The organism is Lysinibacillus sp. GW823-FHT06C08 (assembly GCF_058795135.1).
In genome coordinates this window covers 61,305-81,762 of the sequence record NZ_JBXAHN010000011.1, presented here as the reverse complement: position 1 = coordinate 81,762, position 20,458 = coordinate 61,305, and the positions used below count along the sequence as shown (strand labels likewise).

The 20,458-nt window shown below is 37.0% G+C and carries 14 protein-coding genes; 7 read left to right on the top strand and 7 right to left on the bottom strand.

Annotation, left to right across the window (positions count from 1 at the left end; all coding sequences use genetic code 11):
* From AC1Q6O_RS20300 to AC1Q6O_RS20290, 3 genes are all read left to right on the top strand, one after another.
* On the top strand, positions 1–2,076 hold a 2,076-nt coding region (locus AC1Q6O_RS20300), incomplete at its 5' end, for an InlB B-repeat-containing protein (RefSeq protein ID WP_492402066.1).
* 323 nt (positions 2,077–2,399) lie between these two features.
* Complete coding sequence (locus AC1Q6O_RS20295) at positions 2,400–4,109, top strand: RTX toxin (protein WP_089986890.1); 1,710 nt, start codon at positions 2,400–2,402, stop codon at positions 4,107–4,109.
* A gap of 56 nt (positions 4,110–4,165) precedes the next feature.
* Positions 4,166–6,604, top strand: a complete 2,439-nt coding sequence (locus tag AC1Q6O_RS20290; protein WP_090078140.1) for an S-layer homology domain-containing protein — start codon at positions 4,166–4,168, stop codon at positions 6,602–6,604.
* A 47-nt stretch (positions 6,605–6,651) separates the two neighbouring features.
* Here AC1Q6O_RS20290 and AC1Q6O_RS20285 read toward each other — a convergent pair whose 3' ends face one another.
* Both AC1Q6O_RS20285 and AC1Q6O_RS20280 read right to left on the bottom strand, forming a co-directional pair.
* A complete protein-coding gene (locus AC1Q6O_RS20285) occupies positions 6,652–7,356 on the bottom strand; it encodes a response regulator transcription factor (protein WP_089986892.1) in 705 nt (234 codons plus the stop codon).
* 4 nt (positions 7,357–7,360) lie between these two features.
* Positions 7,361–10,384: an ATP-binding protein gene (locus tag AC1Q6O_RS20280; protein ID WP_089986893.1), complete on the bottom strand. Its 3,024-nt coding sequence runs from the start codon at positions 10,382–10,384 to the stop codon at positions 7,361–7,363.
* Positions 10,385–10,662: 278 nt separating this feature from the next.
* On the opposite strand from AC1Q6O_RS20280, the gene AC1Q6O_RS20275 reads away from it, so the two are divergent.
* Entirely contained in the window at positions 10,663–11,478 is an 816-nt protein-coding gene (locus AC1Q6O_RS20275) for a metallophosphoesterase (RefSeq protein ID WP_089986894.1), read from the top strand.
* 14 nt (positions 11,479–11,492) lie between these two features.
* Here the strand turns inward: AC1Q6O_RS20275 and tatC are convergent, their stop codons facing one another.
* From tatC to AC1Q6O_RS20255, 4 genes are read right to left on the bottom strand one after another with little or no spacing between them, the layout of a single operon-like run.
* Positions 11,493–12,338, bottom strand: coding sequence for a twin-arginine translocase subunit TatC (tatC, locus tag AC1Q6O_RS20270; RefSeq protein ID WP_089986895.1), 846 nt, complete (start codon positions 12,336–12,338; stop codon positions 11,493–11,495).
* Positions 12,339–12,349: 11 nt separating this feature from the next.
* A complete protein-coding gene (gene tatA / locus AC1Q6O_RS20265; protein WP_036122204.1) occupies positions 12,350–12,553 on the bottom strand; it encodes a twin-arginine translocase TatA/TatE family subunit in 204 nt (67 codons plus the stop codon).
* A gap of 28 nt (positions 12,554–12,581) precedes the next feature.
* A complete protein-coding gene (locus AC1Q6O_RS20260) occupies positions 12,582–14,294 on the bottom strand; it encodes a GMC family oxidoreductase (RefSeq protein WP_036220295.1) in 1,713 nt (570 codons plus the stop codon).
* A 12-nt stretch (positions 14,295–14,306) separates the two neighbouring features.
* Entirely contained in the window at positions 14,307–15,056 is a 750-nt protein-coding gene (locus tag AC1Q6O_RS20255; RefSeq protein WP_036148186.1) for a gluconate 2-dehydrogenase subunit 3 family protein, read from the bottom strand.
* Positions 15,057–15,384: 328 nt separating this feature from the next.
* On the opposite strand from AC1Q6O_RS20255, the gene AC1Q6O_RS20250 reads away from it, so the two are divergent.
* Entirely contained in the window at positions 15,385–17,382 is a 1,998-nt protein-coding gene (locus AC1Q6O_RS20250; protein ID WP_492402064.1) for a methyl-accepting chemotaxis protein, read from the top strand.
* A gap of 48 nt (positions 17,383–17,430) precedes the next feature.
* Here the strand turns inward: AC1Q6O_RS20250 and AC1Q6O_RS20245 are convergent, their stop codons facing one another.
* Positions 17,431–18,609, bottom strand: a complete 1,179-nt coding sequence (locus tag AC1Q6O_RS20245; protein WP_089986897.1) for an alanyl-tRNA editing protein — start codon at positions 18,607–18,609, stop codon at positions 17,431–17,433.
* Positions 18,610–18,767: 158 nt separating this feature from the next.
* Here AC1Q6O_RS20245 and AC1Q6O_RS20240 point away from each other — a divergent pair, with 158 nt between their 5' ends.
* The gene (locus AC1Q6O_RS20240; protein ID WP_089986898.1) at positions 18,768–19,055 is read left to right on the top strand and encodes a DUF6509 family protein; all 288 of its coding nucleotides are present in this window, start codon (positions 18,768–18,770) and stop codon (positions 19,053–19,055) included.
* Between the two features lie 255 nt (positions 19,056–19,310).
* Complete coding sequence (locus AC1Q6O_RS20235) at positions 19,311–20,456, top strand: VanZ family protein (RefSeq protein WP_089986899.1); 1,146 nt, start codon at positions 19,311–19,313, stop codon at positions 20,454–20,456.
* Positions 20,457–20,458: the final 2 nt, after the last annotated feature.

The window sequence follows — 20,458 nt, the reverse complement described above, 5'->3', positions numbered from 1 at the left end:
CAAGTCTATGATTTTACTAATGTCATCACAGAAAACACGACAATTTACGCCAAGTGGAACGCACAGACGTATACCGTGAGTTTTAACACGGATGGGGGAAGTGCAGTATCCGACCAATCCGTAGCCTATGGTGAAAAAGCGAGTGCGCCAACCCCAGCACCGACAAAAGCGGGTTACACATTTGAAGGCTGGTATACAGATGCTGGTCATACACAAGTCTATGATTTTACTAATGTCATCACAGAAAACACGACAATTTACGCCAAGTGGAACGCACAGACGTATACCGTAAGTTTTAATACGGATGGAGGAAGTACAGTATCCGACCAATCCGTAGCCTATGGTGAAAAAGCGAGTGCGCCAACCCCAGCACCGACAAAAGCAGGCTACACATTTGAAGGCTGGTATACAGATGCTGGCCGCACACAAGTCTATGATTTTACTAATGTCATTACAGAAAACACGACAATTTACGCCAAGTGGAACGCACAGACGTATACCGTAAGTTTTAACACGGATGGAGGAAGTGCAGTATCCCAACAATCTGTAGCCCATGGAGGAAAAGCAAATAAACCAACGTCAGTGCCAACGAAAGCAGGCTACACATTTGGAGGTTGGTACTCAAGCAATACACTGGAAAAACTATTTGACTTCGAAAGTGGTTCTATTACAAGAAACATGACTATTTATGCCAAGTGGATCAGTAATGTATCACCACCTACCAGCAATAATAGTAGTAGTACCAGTGGAAGCTCTACTCCTACAACAAACACAGAACGTATTATTGTAGAGGTTGAAGGAGAAGATGGGATAAATTTATCTAAAACACCGATTACTCGTACAACGATGCCAGATGGCGTTATAAAGGATCATGTTTCCATGTCAGAGGATATTGCTAAGGAAACAATAGAAAAAGCGAAACAATTGCGGAATGATATTGCTCGGATTATTATTCCTGATACAAATGATAAAGTTAGTGAAATTGTCATTGAGATTCCCAAATCTTCAATAGCGCAATTAAGTTCTGGAAACATAAAGTTAGAAATGGCTACTGCGAATGTAGTGATTTCTATCCCAAATTTATTGAACTTTTACGATGATTTATACTTCCGCTTAGTTCCTATTAAGACATCGGAACAGCAACATCGAGTGGAAGAAAGAATAGTAGAAGAAGATATAATTAAGAATTCAATACAAAGTGAAAAAGTGCATTTAATTGGTCGTCCGATGACAATTGAAACGAATATGCAAAATCGTCCTGTTACTTTAACACTGCCATTACCAAAAAATATCACTCAAGAACAACTTGATCATTTAGCTATTTTTATCGAGCATAGCGATGGCACAAAAGAGTTAGTGCGTGGGAAAGTCGTAGATTATCAAAAAGATATGCAAGGTTTGCAATTTGAAGTTCAGAAATTCTCTACCTTCTCTATGCTCTATTTGCCTGAAAATGTGGAGGAACCAACAACACATATAGCCTATATTCGCGGCAATGCAGATGGGACATTCAGACCGAATACTTTTGTAACTCGCGCCCAAATGGCAAGTATGTTTGCTAGACAACTAACAGTTAATGCAATTCCTACGTCGAAGGCAACATTTACAGATACTGTTCAGCATGACGCCAAAGATGCAATTGAATTTGTGAAACATACGGGTTTATTTAACGGCGTTACGGAGGCAAGCTATCAACCAAATGGTTTCATTTCACGTGCCCAAATGGCTGTAGTAGCGGCTCGTTGGATAGAAAAGCATTGCGTAAACAATCCAAACGCAGATTTTTGTAAACCAACTTCACAAAGTAAAGTTTTCAAGGATGTTAGTAATAATCATTGGGCTGTTCAAGCCATTCATACTGTTAATGCGAGGGATATTATGACTGGTACAACGGCAGACACATTTGACCCCGAGGGTTATTTAACACGGGCGCAAGCAGTGAAGATACTTAATCACTTATTTGAGCGTCAAGTAACAACGGAACATAAAATTCCAATATTTAAAGATGTCCCAAGTGATCATTGGGCATTTAATGAGATTCAAGAAGCGGCAGTAAAACATATTCATAGTAAATAACGAAAATTAGCTAAAAAGCTATGTAATGTGTGTACTTTAGCCAATGAAAGCCCGAACAATTTTACAAAACTCTCAGTTTGAGTTTGTAAGAGTTTGGGTTTTCTTTTTGTTACTTCATAAAAATCCGACCTGATAGTAAAGAATACAAAATCGTCTTTGGTATATCAAATAAAGGTTAAGAAAAATTAACTTTTGTCATTATAATATTCTATAGTTAGGTTTTTAGTACTGGTATATAATAAAAAATGAGTTAAAAGTCATGATAAAGGAGAGAGTTTGCAAACTTTTGTATTTACATAATTTCAAAAATAGGAGGGGTCACTTTGTATCGAAAAAGAAAATGTCTTGTGATAGCCATTTTACTAACTTTAATCTGTAGTTTTTGTTTTCAAGAAAAAGTAGCCTATGCAGCATCTGTTAATCGACCACCGATTGTTGTAGCTTCTGAAATAATTCCAAAGCAATCCATGACACTTGGTCAAGAGAAAATTGTCATTGATTTAAGTAAGTTATTTTATGATGCCGATAATGATCCTTTAATACTTAAAGCTATTACTGAAACTGTGGGCATTGTTACAACCGAGGTAAGTTCAAATTTATTAACACTTGAGGCGCTATCCCCTGGAAAGACAAAAATAAAGATTAGTGCAGATGATAGAAAGTTAGGGAGAGCAAGCAGTAGTTTTGAAATAGAAGTTTTACCTAAGTCGAATAATATACCGATAGTAACGCAATTAATAAATGATCAAACTGGGCATGTTGGTGATCCGCCAATTCTGATTGATGCAAGTAATGTATTTACGGATGAAGATAATGATCCTTTAACATTGTCAGTAAGCTCCAATGATGAATCTGTTGCTACAGCGCAACTGAATTCTCAAATGATAAGTATCGAGCTAGTAGGCATAGGTAAGAGTGTCATTTCAGTACAAGCGGATGATGGTAACGGAGGGAGCGAAACGACAACATTTGAGGTTACCGTAACGAGTCCACCAAACCAACCTCCTGTAGTTGCGCAACCTATAAGTAACCAACTAGGTATTGTGGGTGATGTAATCACTATAGATGGAAGTGGTATTTTTTCAGATGCTGACAATGATGTTCTCACAGTAAACGTTTCTTCCAGTGATGAATCCATTGCTACTGTTCAAATAAATGCGCAAACCATTACTGTTCTGCCGATTGCTGCTGGCGTAAGTACAATTACAGTCCAAGCGGATGATGGAAAAGGAGGGCAAGTATCTACAAGCTTTTTAGTTACTGTAACAACTCCTACTGTAAATCATTCCCCAAAAGTAGCTAAGACCATTAGTAATCAGAGAGCAACAATGGGTGGCGATAGTTGGAATGTCTTAGTGGATGATATATTTTCAGATGATGATAACGACCCATTAACCTTGACTGTAAGCTCAAGTAATAGTGGAGTGGTAACTGCTAGTCTGAATGGCACGTCACTTAAAATTACTCAACATTCATTGGGGACAAGCATTATAACTATTACAGCAGATGATGGAAAAGGAGGACAAGTATCTACAAGCTTTATAGCCAGTGTAGATGCCCCAGGATTTTTTATATCAGACTTTGTGCAAAACGGAGAATATAATGATGTCCTAGAAATATATAATGCAACAATGGTTCCACTATCAAATTATAAAGTAGAAATACAGCAGTATAACTTAATTTTTAAACAACATACGGTCCAAACACTAAATATACCTTTAATACATCCAAATACTAATTTTGTAGTCATCCATTCTTATTTTTATGATTTTTTTGATATGACCGTTTCGCCATATTTCAATGAGGAATTTGTTTTCAGAGATGCAACTAAAATAACAGTGTCAATTACGTTAAAAGACAGTAATGGCAATGTTATAGATATGTTAGGAGCTAGGGATTCGAGCGTCTCTATATTGCAAAGTAGCGGTGGCTATATAAGAGATAAAAGGCTACAATCGGGTACTTCAAATTTTAATCATTCAGAGTGGCTATTATTGCTTAAAGATGACTATTCTACAATCGGTCGCTATTAAAACTTGATTCTAAAAAAGAGAGGGTGATTGTTATTCGAAACTCTAAAAGAAAAGTAATGAATGTAATGCTGCTAACTATTTTAGTAATTTATATGATACCTATATCTCCTGTAGCAGCAAAAAGTAATTATTATTCATTTAATGCAGCAGCTAATAACGAAGAAATGAAATTGGCCATGACTACGGATTGGCATGTATTACATTACTCTGCTAAAGGAAATGAATTATTTCAAAATTTTAAATTAGCCGATCAGAATTATTTGGCAAATAAATTACTAGTCGAACGTCCACAGACAGGGTATCAATCTACAAGTACATTGCGACAAGTTTATTTAAATGCAGTTAATGATCGTTCATACCTTATAAATGTTAACAATGCGACAGATGAACTTACACTTTGGACCATTTTTATTGATGATGATCATTTAAATTATAGTCATTTTAATCTCCTTACGATTGAAGATCAAGATAGTGTCCGTCAGCAAATTATGATGGCACGTCCTAATCAAGGTTATGCTGCAATAGAAACTTTACAATCTGTGTTGGATAGTAAAGTTAATAGTATTTTAAAACAAAAAGTACAACTTGATAAAGATGCACTTACTATTGTCTATTCTCAAGATGACTCTTCAGAAAATGTAACTAAAAATCTTGTTCTACCGATTATTGGAGAAAATGGTGCGACAATTACTTGGGTATCTGACAAGCCCGAAGTAGTGAAAGATAATGGAACCGTTATACGTCCATCTGCAGACAAAGGAAATCAAATGGTTACATTGACTGCTAAAATTACTATAGGTGAATATGTGGAAACTAAAGTTTTCTCTATTCATGTTAAAGCATTTTCTCCTAATCAAAATGCATTTTTAAAGGAGTTAACAATTTCATATGGTACTTTAAATACACCATTTAACAAAAATACATTGTCTTATACAACCCATGTTCCAAGTACAGTAGATCGTATATATTTAAAACCAATAGCTGAGGATGAAAAAGCTATAGTAACAATAAATGGTAAGGCAAGTACCGAAGCAATAAAGCTTGTAACAGGTGTAAATACAATAAAGATTTTTGTAACTGCTGAAGATGGTAGTCAAAGGGAATATACAATTTTAGTTACGAGAGAAAATGCTCCAAGTAATAGTAAGGATACAACTTTCTCTGAATATGCAGAAACTCTTTCTCCAGAAATTATTACTATAAATATAGAATCAAGTAGTGGAGAAACGGTTTCTAAAACGACTATTAAACGATTAAAAGATACAGATGGATCAATGAGAGATGAAGTAATTTTAACCGAAAAGAATATGTCGGAAGCTATTACTAAACTAAAAGAGGAAGGTTCAGATCAAGCACGTATCGTAATTCCAGATTCACAGGATAGAGTAAAACAAATTGATATATCAATGCCTAATAATATTGTTACTCTGTTAAAAAACAATCAATTGAATGTAAATATTTCGGCCTACAATGTGAAAATCGATGTATCTAAATATTCATTGGCGACATTTAATGACAATTTATATTTCCGTCTAATCCCGTTAAGTGAGGAAAAAGATCGATTAAAAATCGAAGAGCGGGTGAAGCGTGAATTCATAGATCAAAAGATAACGGGTAGTTCATTTAGTAAGGTAGTAGAGCGGCCCATGAAAATTGAGACTAATATGCAAAATCGCCCAGTAACTTTAACCTTACCTTTACCTAAAGATTTATCCGAAGAACAGCTTAATAACCTAGCTATCTATATCGAGCATAGCGATGGTACCAAAGAATTTTTACGTGGGAAAGTTATAGATTATCAAAAAGATATGTTAGGTTTACAATTTGAGGTTCAAAAATTCTCTACCTTTTCCATTCTTTATTTACCAAAAGATGAAGATGTGGAGGAGCCTACGATTGACATTACACATACAGCGTATATTCAAGGCTATGTAGATGGTACCTTCCGTCCCAATGCCCCTGTTACACGAGCACAAATGGCCATGATGTTTGCTCGTCAATTAACAGATAATACAATTCCACAAGCGAAGGCAAACTATACAGATACAATACAACATGATGCTAAATATGCAATAGAATTTGTGAAGGAGAAGGGTCTGTTTGAAGGGGTTACAGTAACCAACTTTAATCCAAATGGCTTGATTACCCGTGCACAAATGGCAACAGTGGCTGCCCGCTGGATAGAAAAGCAATATGCAAATCGTCCAAATGGCGACTTTTGTAAACCGCCCTCACAAAGTGCAATATTTAAAGATGTGAGCGTCAATCATTGGGCTGTTAAATCGATTCATACTGTCAATGAATGTGGTATTATGACGGGTACGACGGCATTAACATTTAATCCAGATGGTTATTTAACACGTGCGCAAGCAGTAAAAGTCCTAAATCGTTTGTTTGCTCGTCAAGTAACGACAGAACATCAAAAGCCAATATTTAAGGATGTCCCAAGCGTGCATTGGGCATTTTATGACATTCAAGAAGCGGCAAAAAAATAAAACGAGGCACGACGATTTCATTAACTAATCGTCGTGCCTTTTTGTCTTTATGTAAAGAGGAATTGATAACCAGAACCTCTTACCGTTACAATGTTAGCTTGATGGCCGGGGATGGACTCCAGCTTTTTTCGTAAATTGCTTATGTGAACTTTTAATGCCTGTGTTTGTCCTAAACTATCTTCTGCCCAAATGAGCTTATATAGGTCAGATGGATGAAAAATTTGCCCTGGTCGCTGTGCTAGAAAATATAGAATATGAAACTCTTTAGTGGATAAGGTTAAAGCCACTCCATCGATGTACATCTTTCCTGAATGTAGGTGGAAGTGGAAATTTTCGATGACTTGAACATCTTCATTTCGTATACTTCCATCTGATAGTTGCTGAACTTTCCCCCTTCGTATAGAAATCCTCTCTATTGTTTTCATTAAACGGGCTTTTTCAATAGGCTTTAAAATATAGTCAATAGCCTGAACAGAAAACGCCTCAATCGCATAATGCTCGTAGGCAGTCACAAACACGATGTCCAGAACATGCGTTAATTCTTCTATCTTACTAGCGAAATCAATACCACTCATCTCAGCCATTTCAATATCTAGAAAAAGAATATCGGGTTTGAGCGTAGGAATGTTTGCTATAGCTTCTAAAGGATTGAGAAATTTTCCAATCACATCAATCGCTCCATTGTCCTTTAACATAGCTTCTAATAAATTGATTGCTAAAATTTCATCGTCCACAATGATTGCTTTTAACATTCTTTCACCTCTTTTCATCCAAAAATAGTGGGAATCTTAATTTTACAGTCGTTCCTTTATTGACAATACTTTCGATATGGAAAGTGGTCTTTTCATATTTTCTTAGACGTTTGGTAATATTGCGGATTCCGACGCTCTGGTGAACGGAGGGCTCCTCTGATAAAACTTTTTCAACTAAATCTTGTGTCATTCCGTTACCGTTATCCTCAATTTGAATATCAATCATTTGTTGATCTTTCTTAATAGTCATTAATACTTTTCCATTTGCTCGCTTGTTTTTTAAACCGTGAAAAAGAGCGTTTTCTACTAACGGTTGAAGTAGCAGAGGGGGAATCAGTATAGGTAATGGCTCCTCCATCTGAATTTCCCATTCAAGTTGATCAGGATATCTCGTCTGGTGAATATTGACGTAAGCTTGAATTAGCAGAAGCTCCTGTTCTAGAGGAATAAGGCTATTTGTATTCTCAAAAGCAAGGCTGCTTCTTAAGAACGTAGCAAAGTCAGTTATCATAATACGGGCCTTATCCAAGTCTAAATAGCTTAGCGATAAAATTGAATTTAAAACGTTATAAATAAAATGTGGTTTTATTTGTGCCTGCAAAAACGCTGTTTCCATTTTAATGGCAGTTTCTGCTGATTCCTTTAATAAAATAAGATTTCGCACTCTTGTCTTCAATTCAGCAGTATCTAATGGTTTATGGAGAAAATCATTTGCTCCAGATTGGAATGCTGCAAGTAAATCCTCTGGTCTAATGGCTGCTGTAAGCATTAGAATTGGTAATTCCGCCGAAGAATAGTTTTTTCTGATTTGTTGGCAAACTTCATATCCAGAAAGGTTGGGCATCATAATATCTAAAATCAATAAGTCTATATCTGGATGCAATGTTAATTGTTCAAAAACTTGCCGACTATCATCAACAGCAATGATTGCGTAGTTCTCCTTTGCAAGAATATCGATTAGTACTTTGAGGTTAATATGATCATCATCTGCAATCAATATTTTCTTACCCGATGTTCTTTCCTTAAAATAGGGGAAAGTTATTGGTAAATAGTCTTTTGTTAATATAATTTTATTTTGCTGTTGCTTTTCTTGTTGATCTTGCTTAATTGGCTCCACTGGTAGTTTGACGCAGAAAGTTGTTCCTTGATCAACCACTGAATGGACAGTGATTTCCCCGCCATGCAAATTGACAAGTTCTTTTGTTACATTTAGACCAAGTCCAGCCCCTTTACTTGCATCCTCTAGTTGTCGGAAGGGCTCAAAGATCGACTCTAAATGCTCTGGGGCAATACCTCGACCAGTGTCACTTACTTCAATAGTAAGGAACCCCTGCTCTTCATAGCAGGATATCTCCACTTTTCCATGCCTAGTATATTTAACAGCATTTTCAATAATGTTATAAAGAATTTGTCGCAGTCTATCCTCGTCTGCAACAATAAATTTTCCTCGTTCAATGTAGTTGTAAATCTTTACGTCCTTATTGCCGATGTACGACAATATTTCAACGATAACATGGGTGACAGAATAAAGGTCTACATTAGCCAGGCGTAACTTTAGCTCACCCTCTTTTAACTTTGAAAAATCTACTATGTCATTAACAAGATGTGATAACTTTTCTGTAATATTAAATATAAGTGATATTTTTTCCTTTTGTTCCATCGTTAGTGTTGAGCTCTCAGGGGGCTCTAGCATGGACTGAGAAATGGCAATTACACCGTGTAATGGCGTGCGAAACTCATGTGACGTTTTTGCGAGAAATTCATCTTTTAATTTATCCACGCGGAGTAAAGCATTTGTTAATCTTCCTTTTTCCAAGTAGGAATCTGTAAAACGATGTGAAATATAAAGAGAGAGCATCGTTAAACAAATAAAGGGAAGCAAAGGAGGTAAAGAGTAGATTTCTAAATTAATATTGAGATTTAATGTAGCTACAACCATATAGATAAGAATTGCCATAGTACTAAACCATAAATAAATAGCGCCTACTAAACGTTTAAAGATTGCGATCGTTTGAATATAAAGCAAGTAAAAGATATTGATTAAAATATATATAGAATAGACGGCTTGTAAGTATGAGCTAATGGATATGGGGAGCATCACCGTAGCTGATAAGACAATGCCAATCATACAAAGTACTTTCACGAACCTTTTATAGGCAATTTGCTGGAGGGCATGGTAAAAATACAGCAGCATGAAGATACCTGAGCCGATACTTGAAATGATTTGGACTCGTATCAGGGATTCATAGGTGATAGGGAGTAATTCCATTAATACTTTTTCTCCATGAGATATACTGTATAAACCAACCATAAAGCAGAATAAAGAAAAATAAAGCTGCTCAATTTCAAGCTTGGCATATAAGTAGGAACCAGCAAAATAAATAAACATTGTAAAAAAGGCAGCAATAGTAATTAAATCGTAGAAAAGTGAGCTTTCTCTTAATTTACCAATACTCTCTTGATCTCCGATAAAAACGGAACCAATAATTCCTCCGCCTGATGCATAATCAAAGTTAGCGACATGAATGATGATTTCCAGTTCATCCTTGTCAGGCGAAAAATAAGCAACATACGGTACATTTTGTTGTACATATGTCGAATCCTCGGCAGGTTCTCCACTTTGTCCAATACGTTTTTCATTTATGTAAATGGCATTTGACATTCGAATATTACCTGTTTTTATGCCCAATATAGCATCCGTATGATTAATAAGAACTTTTAAACGATAGGTACCGCTACCAAGTGAAGTGAAAGTTTGATCATCCAGCTTATACCTAGACCATAGTGAAGGGACATTTACTAAATAAGAATGATAGGTGTCAATTTCGGAATAATTCAATAATTTATTAGGAATGAAATCCCATTCTCCATCCAAACTTACAGTGTTTTCGTGCAAGTCATACTGCCTAAGATCGATTACACCTGCAACTGCTTTAGGCGCATTTGGGCTTTCATTATTAAGAAATTGAGTTGTTAACCCAATCGCTACAATACTAATAACAATAAAAATAAGTAATAGCTTTCTCATCTTTGTTCTCTCATTCTTGTCAAATTGGAAGGTACAGATAGTTAAAATTTTTGAATGTACATAATTATGAAATTATACCCATATTATATCATGTGAAAGCTGACTACGAATAGATAAAATGCGCATGATTTCCTATAAAGGGGGGAGGGGTATAGTTGAATTTTGTGCATTTTATGTAATTAAAGTGCATATACTTACAATCAATTTGTTTTTTGCTTATAATAGGGAAGTCAGAATTTTTTTCTGAAAAAAAGTAGCCGCAAAGTGAGCGATTGCGATTGAAAAAATTATTATATGGTGTTTTTTTCGTTGTTTTTATAGTCATTTTTTTGTACGTAAACAATCACTGGCTAGTCGTTAGTAAGCATGTATTCGAATCAGAAAAGGTACCTGCCAGCTTTGATGGGCTACGCATTGTACAAGTATCGGATTTACATGATGCCCTCTTTGGTAACAATCAGAAAAAACTGATTGCTAAAGTTAAGGAAACAAATCCTGACTATATTTTTATCACAGGTGATGTGATTGATAGCAATCGCTATGATTTAAAACAAAGTCTACAGGCAGTGAAGGGACTAGTTGAAATAACGGATGTTTATTATGTACTAGGAAACCATGAAGTGGCGACGAATAAGGTAAGTGAAATTTATGAGGCGCTATCATCGTTAGGAGTACATATAATGGCCAATGAATCGACCGTGTTAGAGCGCGACGGGGAGCGCTTGGCGATTGTTGGAATTGAAGATCCGTTAATGGGTAGATCAACAGAAGAAATGTTGGAGTTGGCTACAGCTTATTTACCAGATGATATGTTTAAGATGTTACTGGCACATCGACCTGAAGTGTTTAATACGTATGTAAATGATGGCATAGACTTAGTATTTTCTGGGCATGCACATGGTGGGCAAGTTCGTATTCCAGGTCTTGGAGGACTTGTTGCACCTGGACAGGGGCTATTTCCGAAATATACGGCTGGTGTCTATGATGAAGGAACGACTAAGATGGTGGTTAGTCGTGGTCTGGGCAATAGCTCGGTACCATACCGCATTTTTAATCTACCAGAAATTATTGTCATGGATTTAAAGAAAAAATAAGCACTGCGTAAAATTTACGCAGTGCTTTCAATTTGTTTTCGTTCTATGCGTTTGACAAGATAGATACTTATTTCATACAAAATAATCATAGGTATTAATACGAGGAGTTGACTAATAAAATCGGGCGGTGTTATGACAGCGGAGCCTACACCCATTCCGATATATGACCAGCCTCGTATTTTTTTCATGGATTCAGCGGTCAGTACTCCAATAGCTGATAAAAACAGGGCAACGATGGGTAATTCGAATAATAGTCCAAGCGGTACTGTAGTCATAATTAAAAAATGCATATATTCACTAGCGGATACCATGACATCAAAATTGGTAGCACCTATGCCGACTAAAAATGAATAGCTTAGAGGGTTTACAACAAAATAGCCAAAAGCGATTCCCAATAAGAACAGTGCCAGCATAACGGGTGCATAGAGTCCTAAAAATCGACTTTCCGCTTCCTTTAGCCCTGGTTTTACAAAACTCCACAAAAAATGAACAAGAAATGGCATAGCAAGACCAAATGATAAGGTAGTTGAAATAGTCATATAAAATTTAACGACCTCAAGCGGTCCTAAAATAATGAGAGAATGACCACGAGTTACAAAGGGGAACCATATATTAATAGTAGAAAAAACAACAATAAAAAATAAGATAAAGACCGTTAGCCCTTTTATTATTTGTTTACGTAGTTCTGAAAGATGTTCTAATAACGAGTTAACCGGTATAAGAGGTTCATCTGCTATATGCTGCTCTTCCATTTTTTTCGCTTGTATTTCAACTAAAGCCTCCATAGGTAACGGAGGCTCAGCTTGTGGTTTATCAAGAGGGCTTAAAAACTTTCTTTTTCCATCCTCATAAGGATCCATAGGAAACCCTCCTACGAAGCATCAGATTTTTTTTCGACCTTTTTCACCGAATCATCATCATCGTCTATAAGTCCCTTAGTGGACTTTTTAAATTCTGCAAACGTTTTACCAACTGCTCCACCGATTTCTGGTAATTTTTTTGGGCCAAATACAATTAATACAATAACTAAAATAATAATTAACCCAGGTACACCAATTGCTCCTAGACCTCCCATAAGTCTTGCCTCCTTTAGAATGATTTTTTTATACTAAAGAGCCACCTGATTGACTATACTTTATGACACCTTCTGCACAACGATAGGCTAGTGCTCCCAACGTTCCAGTTGGATTGTAGCCGCTATTATGTGCAAAGTTTCCAGCGCTTACAGCAAAGAGATTATCAACATCCCAGTGCTGCAAGTAGTTATTCACGACACCTTGCTCTGGCGTTAAACTCATAACAGTCCCACCTGTGTTATGGGTTGTTTGGTAGGGCACGATATTATAATCGGTAATTTCAGCATTTGGGACGATTGTTTTTGCGCCCATTTGCTTCATAAGGTCTGCTGCACGCGCTGAGATAAATTTATGAAGCGCACGATCCTGATCCGTAAAGTTGTACGTTAGTTGCATTAATGGAAGCCCATATGCATCCTTGTAGGTTGGATCTAATGTTAAATAATTCTGCTTATGTGGCATGGATGCACCTTGCGCACCAATCCCGAATGAACGTGTATAGTAATGAATAGATTGCTTTTTAAATTCTGGTCCCCATGTAGGTGTATCAGGAGGGGTTGGATTTGACCCAATTGGTCGGGTCCCTGTTTGTGTAAGAGCGATGTTTCCACCATGAATAAAATCTAATTCACTATGGTCAAAATTGTCGCCATTATAGTCGTCTACACACATGCCTAAAGAGCCTGCCCCCATAAATGTGTTATATTGTTCATCAAAGAAACCAGCAGCCCCAGGTAAGATTTGATAGCAATAATTTCGTCCAAGTGTCCCTTTACCAGTAGTAGGATCATATCTTTCACCTATGTCAGAGACCATTAATAGCTTGGCATTGTTAAAGACGTAACTCGTTAAAACGACAGCGTTGGCAGGCTGAATAAATTCTTCTCCTGATACGGTATCGATATATCTTACACCCGTAACCTTATTGCCTTGTTTTAAAATTTCAACAACATTGGAATTGTAGCGTAAATCAAAATTACCTGTTTTTAATGCAGTGGGGACAACTGTAATTTCTGCAGAGGATTTTGCGCCATATTCGCAACCAAAACGTTCGCAGAAGCCACAATATTGGCAAGCATTAATTGTTTCACCATCTGGGTTTTTATAAACCTCAGAGACGTTTGCTGATGGCACCATATAAGGTGTTAGCTTTAAGTCCTGTGCCGCCTTTTCAAATTGCATAAGCATCGGCGTTTTCTTCATAGGTCCGGTTGGATAAGGGTTTGAACGTTTTCCGCTAAATGTATTTTTATCATCTCCAGAAATACCAGCTGTTTTTTCAAACTTGTCCATATAAGGCTCAAGTTGATCGTATGTTAATCCCCAATCCTGAATGAGATAATCTGGCCCAAGTTTGTTTGGACCATAACGTTTATCGGTTAGCGTTTTTATTTGGAAATCATAGGGTAAAAAACGATACGTCATTCCGTTCCAATGTGTTCCTGATCCTCCTAGCCCCTCTCCGAGTAAGAAGGAACCTAACTGGCGCATCGGTAATGCCTTCATATTACGATCATTGCGAAAAGTAACCGTTTCTTTGGATAGATTTTGCATTAAATCATAACGAATGGCATAACGGTATTCATCATGAACGTTTAAATAATCTTCAGTACCACGCTTTTGCCCTCGCTCTAAACCAACTACCTTTAAACCGGCTTTTGCACATTCAGCAGCAACGATACCACCTGTCCACCCTACACCAACTGTTACAACGTCTACACTTGGTAATGTTTTGGCCATGTTTTAACCCCCTTAGTGGTTGCCCAAAGATTTAGGCTCAATTTTTTGGAATTTCTTATCTTCAATTTGTGATATATAAGCCATTTGGTGGCCAGGGAAGTTCTTCATGCGCCAGCCATCCATATTACGATTCCCTCCATACATTGGGTCAGAATAAGCACCCTCTAATGTAGCGGCTCGTAACAGTGTAAAGAAGAATGCTGATTGTACACCAACCATTTCAACTTCACCCTTTTGAAAGGCTGTTAAAATTTCATCGATCTGTTTACCATCCAAATCGTTAAAGCTCTTCTTAAAACGTTTTTGCGCCTCATCGTCCATTTTTTGAATGCCCTGTCTGAAAATTTCAGCTCGCGTTAGGCGGCTTTGATAGCCTTGAGTAGGGGAACCTACATCAAAAGGGCCTTGCATATATTCCTTAGAATTACTCCCGTAATTTCCTGCTAATTGATGATCGATAAAATAAGGGACATCCAATCCTATAGCACCTGGCCCTAAATCATCTTCAGGAAAAATGCGTTCTGTAGCCTTTGATAAAATACTGAAATCTCTTTCATTTCTAAAAAACATTTTTGCTTTTGGCGAACCAAGAGCCTCATTTGTAGTACCGTGTCCATCATGCTCCAGAGTAGAAGTACCTTTACCATTGATGTTGTAGCCTACTAGTCCTCCAATTAATCCACCGCCGACTAATGTACCAGCAGCAATACCAGTTGTCTTTAAAAAGTCACGACGTGAAACATTGTTCTTATCTGAACTCATCGTAATCCTCCCCTCAAAATGTTTTGAATCTATCCTATTTCTAATAATCAGCAAAAAATGTGAATTATAATCAATTTTTGTTGGGAAAAGTTTTAATTTCATCCATTAAAGCCAATGAATTTTGTCTACCTATAGCAAAAGATACCAATAAGTTAAAAAAATGTAGAAAATTGTTAGCACTATAGCGATAGGGTAAATGGTATTATTATACATTAATTAATCTTATTGGAAAAGTTTTATTGACTTCTCCTTTTGCTGACTTTACTCTGAAAGTAATGCATAAATAACTGAATTTTATAGCTAAAAATGGAAGAAGTGAGTAAAAGGAATGTGGATAAAAGGAATTGGCGGTAAATTAGTCGTTGCCATTATAGCTCTTGTATTTGTGACATGTGGGACACTGGGACTGTCTACTTGGATAAATAGTACGAAGGCAATGAATGAGCAAGTGGAATCAAACTTGGTATCTAGAGCTGAGGATGTTTCACAATACATAGAAGAACACTTTCAATTAACGTTAGTAGAGGTTGAGGCAATAGCAGAGCAAGAGGCAGTACGTAGTATGGATTTTGACAAGCAAAAACAATATTTATCGAAACGTCTTGCGGATAATAAAAATTATCTTGGGTTTGGCATTATTAAAGCTGACGGAATCGCTCATTATTTGGATGATACTACTGCGGATTTAGGTGATCGTGATTATGTAAAGGAGGGCTTTACGGGTAAATCCGTTATGTCCGAAATTACGATTAGCCGCGTAACCGGAGAACCTGTTATTTTAATTGTCTCTCCAATCGACACAGTATCAGGTGAGAAAGCATTACTACTAGCTCGTATGGATGGCTATTATTTGTCCAATATTGTAGAGGATATTAAAGTTGGAAACAGTGGGTATGCATTTATGTTAGACGCTAAAGGAACCATCATTGGCCATAATAATCATTCCTATGTGAAAGAGCAAAATAACCCCATCAAGGAAGCAGAAGAAACAGGTGTAATGACAGGGAGAGCATTGGCTGCAAAAGAGATGATTGCACATAAAAGCGGTTATTTTTCATTTGAAACAGAGGATGCAGGTACAAACTTAATGGGCTACCATACACTTGATAATGGTTGGAAAATGGGCGTTATTGCTTTAGAAAATGAGATGTTTTCAGGGCTTTCTAAGCTCAAGACTAATTTTATAGTCACAACTATTATTGTTTCGTTACTAGGGCTATTTATCTCATTTGCTATTTCACGATCTGTTAGTAGACCACTTCGTCATGTTCTCCGTATTAGCGAAGGCTTATCAGAGGGAGACTTTACACAAGAGATTCCTGAGAAGTATTTGAAACGTATTGATGAGATGGGGACAATGTCGCGTGCATTGGATCGCATGACTGTAAATATGCGAGAAATGATAGCAAAAGTGAGCCATGAAGCGACAACTGTGAATGAAGCTTCATGTGATTTAATGGGAGATGTAATGGCTGTAACAAAACATTCTAAACAAATAGCAGGCGCTATCAATGAAATAGATAGAGGAGCACAAAGCCAAACTGTGATGGCAGAGGAAAGTGCTTCTGCTATGGAGCAAATGGCACTAGGTATACAAAATGTAGCTGAAGTAGCTTCAACTATTGCCTCAAATACAGATTTTATTTCCCAGAAAATTAGTGAAAGTAATGATGCTGTCCAGCAATCAATCTGTCGCATGAATGAGATTCAGGAAGGGACAAAGGCTGAGCTGATGATTATTCATAAATTAGAAAAAGAGTCAGAGGAAATTAACTTAATTTCTAATATGATTGCAGCTATTTCTGATCAAACAAATTTATTAGCACTCAATGCATCTATTGAAGCTGCACGAGCCGGAGATGCTGGTAAAGGCTTTGCCGTTGTGGCAGAAGAGGTTCGCAAGTTATCAGAGCAAACAGCCGAGTCTGCTACTAAAATTAATGTGTTAATTGAGCGTGTTCAATCGTACACATTAGAGGTGGTGAAGGCAGCAGAATTAGGTGAAGATAATGTGGAACGAGGATTAGCATCCATTGAGGCAGTGGGTGAACGCTTTGAGGAAATAGTTCAAGCTGTTGGAGAAATAGCTGGCCAAGTTGAAGAAATGAATGCCTCTGCTGAACAAATGTCTGCCAATATAGAGGAAGTTTCAGCGTCTATGGAAGAAATGGCTGCCACAGCACATGCTGCAAGTGATTATGTGCATGAGGTAACAGATGCTACAACAGAACAGTTAAATACAGTTACAACGATGAATGATCAAACTGAAAAACTATCAGCAATGGCCAAACGATTATATGGGGCCATTCAAAAATTTAAATATTAAAGAAAGAGGAGCTGTCATAATTGGACAGCTCCTCTTTTGTTAGCCTTATTAAACGTTTTGCATAGCTTCTAGAAGTTCTTCTTTAGAAATAATACATTCGCCGCCACCTTGCACCATTTGATCACTTCCGCCACCCTTACCATTAATGAGCGGTAATGCCTTTTCGGCAATAGCCTTCATGCTTTTAGATACATGTTTCCCTCTAGCTGCAACGAACTGTAGCTTGCCTTCACTTTCAGAAACAAGCAAAGTGACCATATCTTCTTGTTCAGAAACAATCGTGCGAGCTAATTTTTGTAGTTCTTGCATAGTTCGTTGTTGAAAAGCAGCAGCAACAAGACCTGAGCTATTTGAAACGAGCGCTTTTGCTTCGTATGTTAGGAGCTCCTCTTTGGCTGCAACAAGTGCTTTTTCGGTATGTTTCTGAGCGCTTAGTATTTTAGCGAGGGCTGTAGCCGCTTCTACCTCAGGAACGCTTAGCTGGCGTGCCACATCACCTAATACTTTTTTACGCATAGCAAGTTCGTTTAAAACACGTTGACCACAAACGAATGAGACGCGCACATTGCCCTTCATTTTTTCAGTACCTAGAATTTTTATGGCATTGACCTGCCCAGTAGATGTTGGATGAGTGCCACCACAGCCGTTGTTATCATAGTCTGGAATGATGACAAGTCGAATATCTCCAGTTACAGCAACTTCTTTCCGAAGATTAAAATCGGACAGTTCTTTTTCTGTAATCCACGTAGTTTCTATCGGACGGTTTTCTAAAATGATTTCATTAGCTCGTATTTCGGCTGCTGTGAGCTGTTGTTCTGTCAAAGTATCGACAGCAATATCAATTGTGACATGCTCACTTCCTAGATGAAAACTAACCGTCTGAGCATCAAAAAGTTCTACAAATGCCGCTGTTAAAATATGCTGACCAGCATGTTGCTGCATATGGTCGAATCGCCTAGGCCAATTTAACGTACCGTGCACGAAGCCTTCCAATTCTGATACATTACCCTGCATATAATGGCGAATTTCTTCTCCGACTTTCTCTACATCTATCACTTCAATCCCATTCAATGTGCCAGTATCATGGGGTTGTCCTCCGCCAGTTGGATAAAATGCAGTATTAGATAACACAACATAATGACGACCAAATTCGTCGGTTTCTTTACTAAGAATATGAGCATCAAACTCACGTAACATAACGTCCTGATAATATAATAAATCTTTCAAGTAAAAGCCTCCTTTTTATGTAGGTACAGTTTACGCTAGGGTAGATTCTACTTTATTTTGGCATAATTACTTACAAGTGTATATGGCTTTTCTTGTTGACCCATGCTGAAATTGATTTAATATAGAAAGGAACAGCTAAAGATAAAGGAGCTAGCATTATGGAAATTACACAATTCTCAATGGAAGAAATTTTAGACCCAACCAATATTATAGAAGGGAAGCGTTACGAATTTATTTTAGATATTGAAATTGATGAAGAAGATGAGCTATTTCACGAAGCAGGTATTGAAATTCGTGTTCTTATTGGTGAAAAGGCAGATGAGCCATATATTTTAAATTACTTCATCATGGAAAAGGCAGAGGGTGAATACTTAGATTTTGCTTTAGAGGATGATGAACTAGAGGGAATTTTAGTATTTTGTAAAGAGGAAATAACAAAGTCATAAAACGAAACAGGTAGAGAGTATATTCTTTACCTGTTTTTTTATTTTGATGATGTAGAAGTCTGCTACCTACAGGAGCGCTTTATGAGCAAGGGATTTATGTCGGCTTGATCAGCATCGCATTGCTCAAAAATCTGGGGTGAATGGATGTACTTAAGGATTATGTAAGCTTAATGACATATTCGCGTAGAGTGTGTGGATTAAACTGAGTTTTAGGTTTCATTAATTCGGGCAGTTTAAATAGAGAGGTGCTTATATATGTCAACTTACACGCAATCCATTCTTATTGCATTTTTCATAACCATTATTTTATCATTTGTTCTTTTTATTCCATGGCTAATTTATACGTATCGAAAATATAGTTACTTGTCTATGTCGAAAACCATTATTATGTTCTCCTTTATTTTTTACTTTTTATCTGCACTCTGTTTAGTATTACTGCCATTCCCTTCTACAAGGGATACTTGCTCACTTCAATCGCCAGATACAGTCCATACAAATTTACGACTATTTCAATTTGTCGAGGATATTTTAAAGGACAGTGGCGTTGTCTTAAGCAATCCATCGACATGGCTTGCTATCACAAAACAGCAAGCATTTTATCAAGCATTTTTTAATTTCCTATTATTAATGCCATTCGGTGTGTACTTGCGTTATTTTCTTCAAGAAAGAAGGTACTGGAAACGTGCATTTATAATAAGCTTTTTGCTAACATTGTTTTATGAGATCACACAAAGAACAGGTATTTATGGCATTTTTAATTGTGCCTACCGCATATTTGATGTGGATGATTTATTGCTAAACAGTGTAGGTGCATTATTAGGCTTCTTTTTAGCTCCTATCGTGTGGGCACTATTTCCTTCTCATGAAGAGGTCGAGGCTAAAGCTGCGGAAATGGAAAAAAAGGATATTGTAAAACCAATATCCATTTTACTAGCATTGGTTATTGATTTATTTATCGTACAAGTAATTTTGTTCATTATCGGCGCTCTAACGGGTTATAGTGGCACTTTTGAGTTCTTAGTTGTCATTGCACTATACATGACTATCTTTGGCTTCATACCAAGTATAATGAATGGCGCAACAGTAGGTATGAAAATTATGCGCTTTACCATGGTCAATAAGAAAGGCAAAAGTATAGTAAGGCAATCATGGAGACGCTGTGTAGCGATTGTTGCGACCGTATGTCTATTAGAGGCCATTTCAACAGTTGGTGATATTCAATTAGATATGGATTCACCATTTTATGTTCTGCAAATTGTCATTTCTTTACTAGCCTCATTAGGAGGTTTTGCACTTACAATGATAATAGCTATTCATGTTATACGTGTCATTGTTAGCGGAGGAAAGCGTCGTTTGTATATCGACCATTACGCAGATTTAATGGCAACAAGGAAAAAATAAGG

Coding starts and splice junctions, on each gene's coding strand:
- AC1Q6O_RS20290 (WP_090078140.1), top strand. CDS start 4,166: ATGAATGTAATGCTGCTAACTATTTTAGTAATTTATATGATACCTATA.
- AC1Q6O_RS20285 (WP_089986892.1), bottom strand. CDS start 7,356: ATGTTAAAAGCAATCATTGTGGACGATGAAATTTTAGCAATCAATTTA.
- AC1Q6O_RS20280 (WP_089986893.1), bottom strand. CDS start 10,384: ATGAGAAAGCTATTACTTATTTTTATTGTTATTAGTATTGTAGCGATT.
- tatC (WP_089986895.1), bottom strand. CDS start 12,338: ATGGATCCTTATGAGGATGGAAAAAGAAAGTTTTTAAGCCCTCTTGAT.
- tatA (WP_036122204.1), bottom strand. CDS start 12,553: ATGGGAGGTCTAGGAGCAATTGGTGTACCTGGGTTAATTATTATTTTA.
- AC1Q6O_RS20260 (WP_036220295.1), bottom strand. CDS start 14,294: ATGGCCAAAACATTACCAAGTGTAGACGTTGTAACAGTTGGTGTAGGG.
- AC1Q6O_RS20255 (WP_036148186.1), bottom strand. CDS start 15,056: ATGAGTTCAGATAAGAACAATGTTTCACGTCGTGACTTTTTAAAGACA.
- AC1Q6O_RS20250 (WP_492402064.1), top strand. CDS start 15,385: ATGTGGATAAAAGGAATTGGCGGTAAATTAGTCGTTGCCATTATAGCT.
- AC1Q6O_RS20240 (WP_089986898.1), top strand. CDS start 18,768: ATGGAAATTACACAATTCTCAATGGAAGAAATTTTAGACCCAACCAAT.
- AC1Q6O_RS20235 (WP_089986899.1), top strand. CDS start 19,311: ATGTCAACTTACACGCAATCCATTCTTATTGCATTTTTCATAACCATT.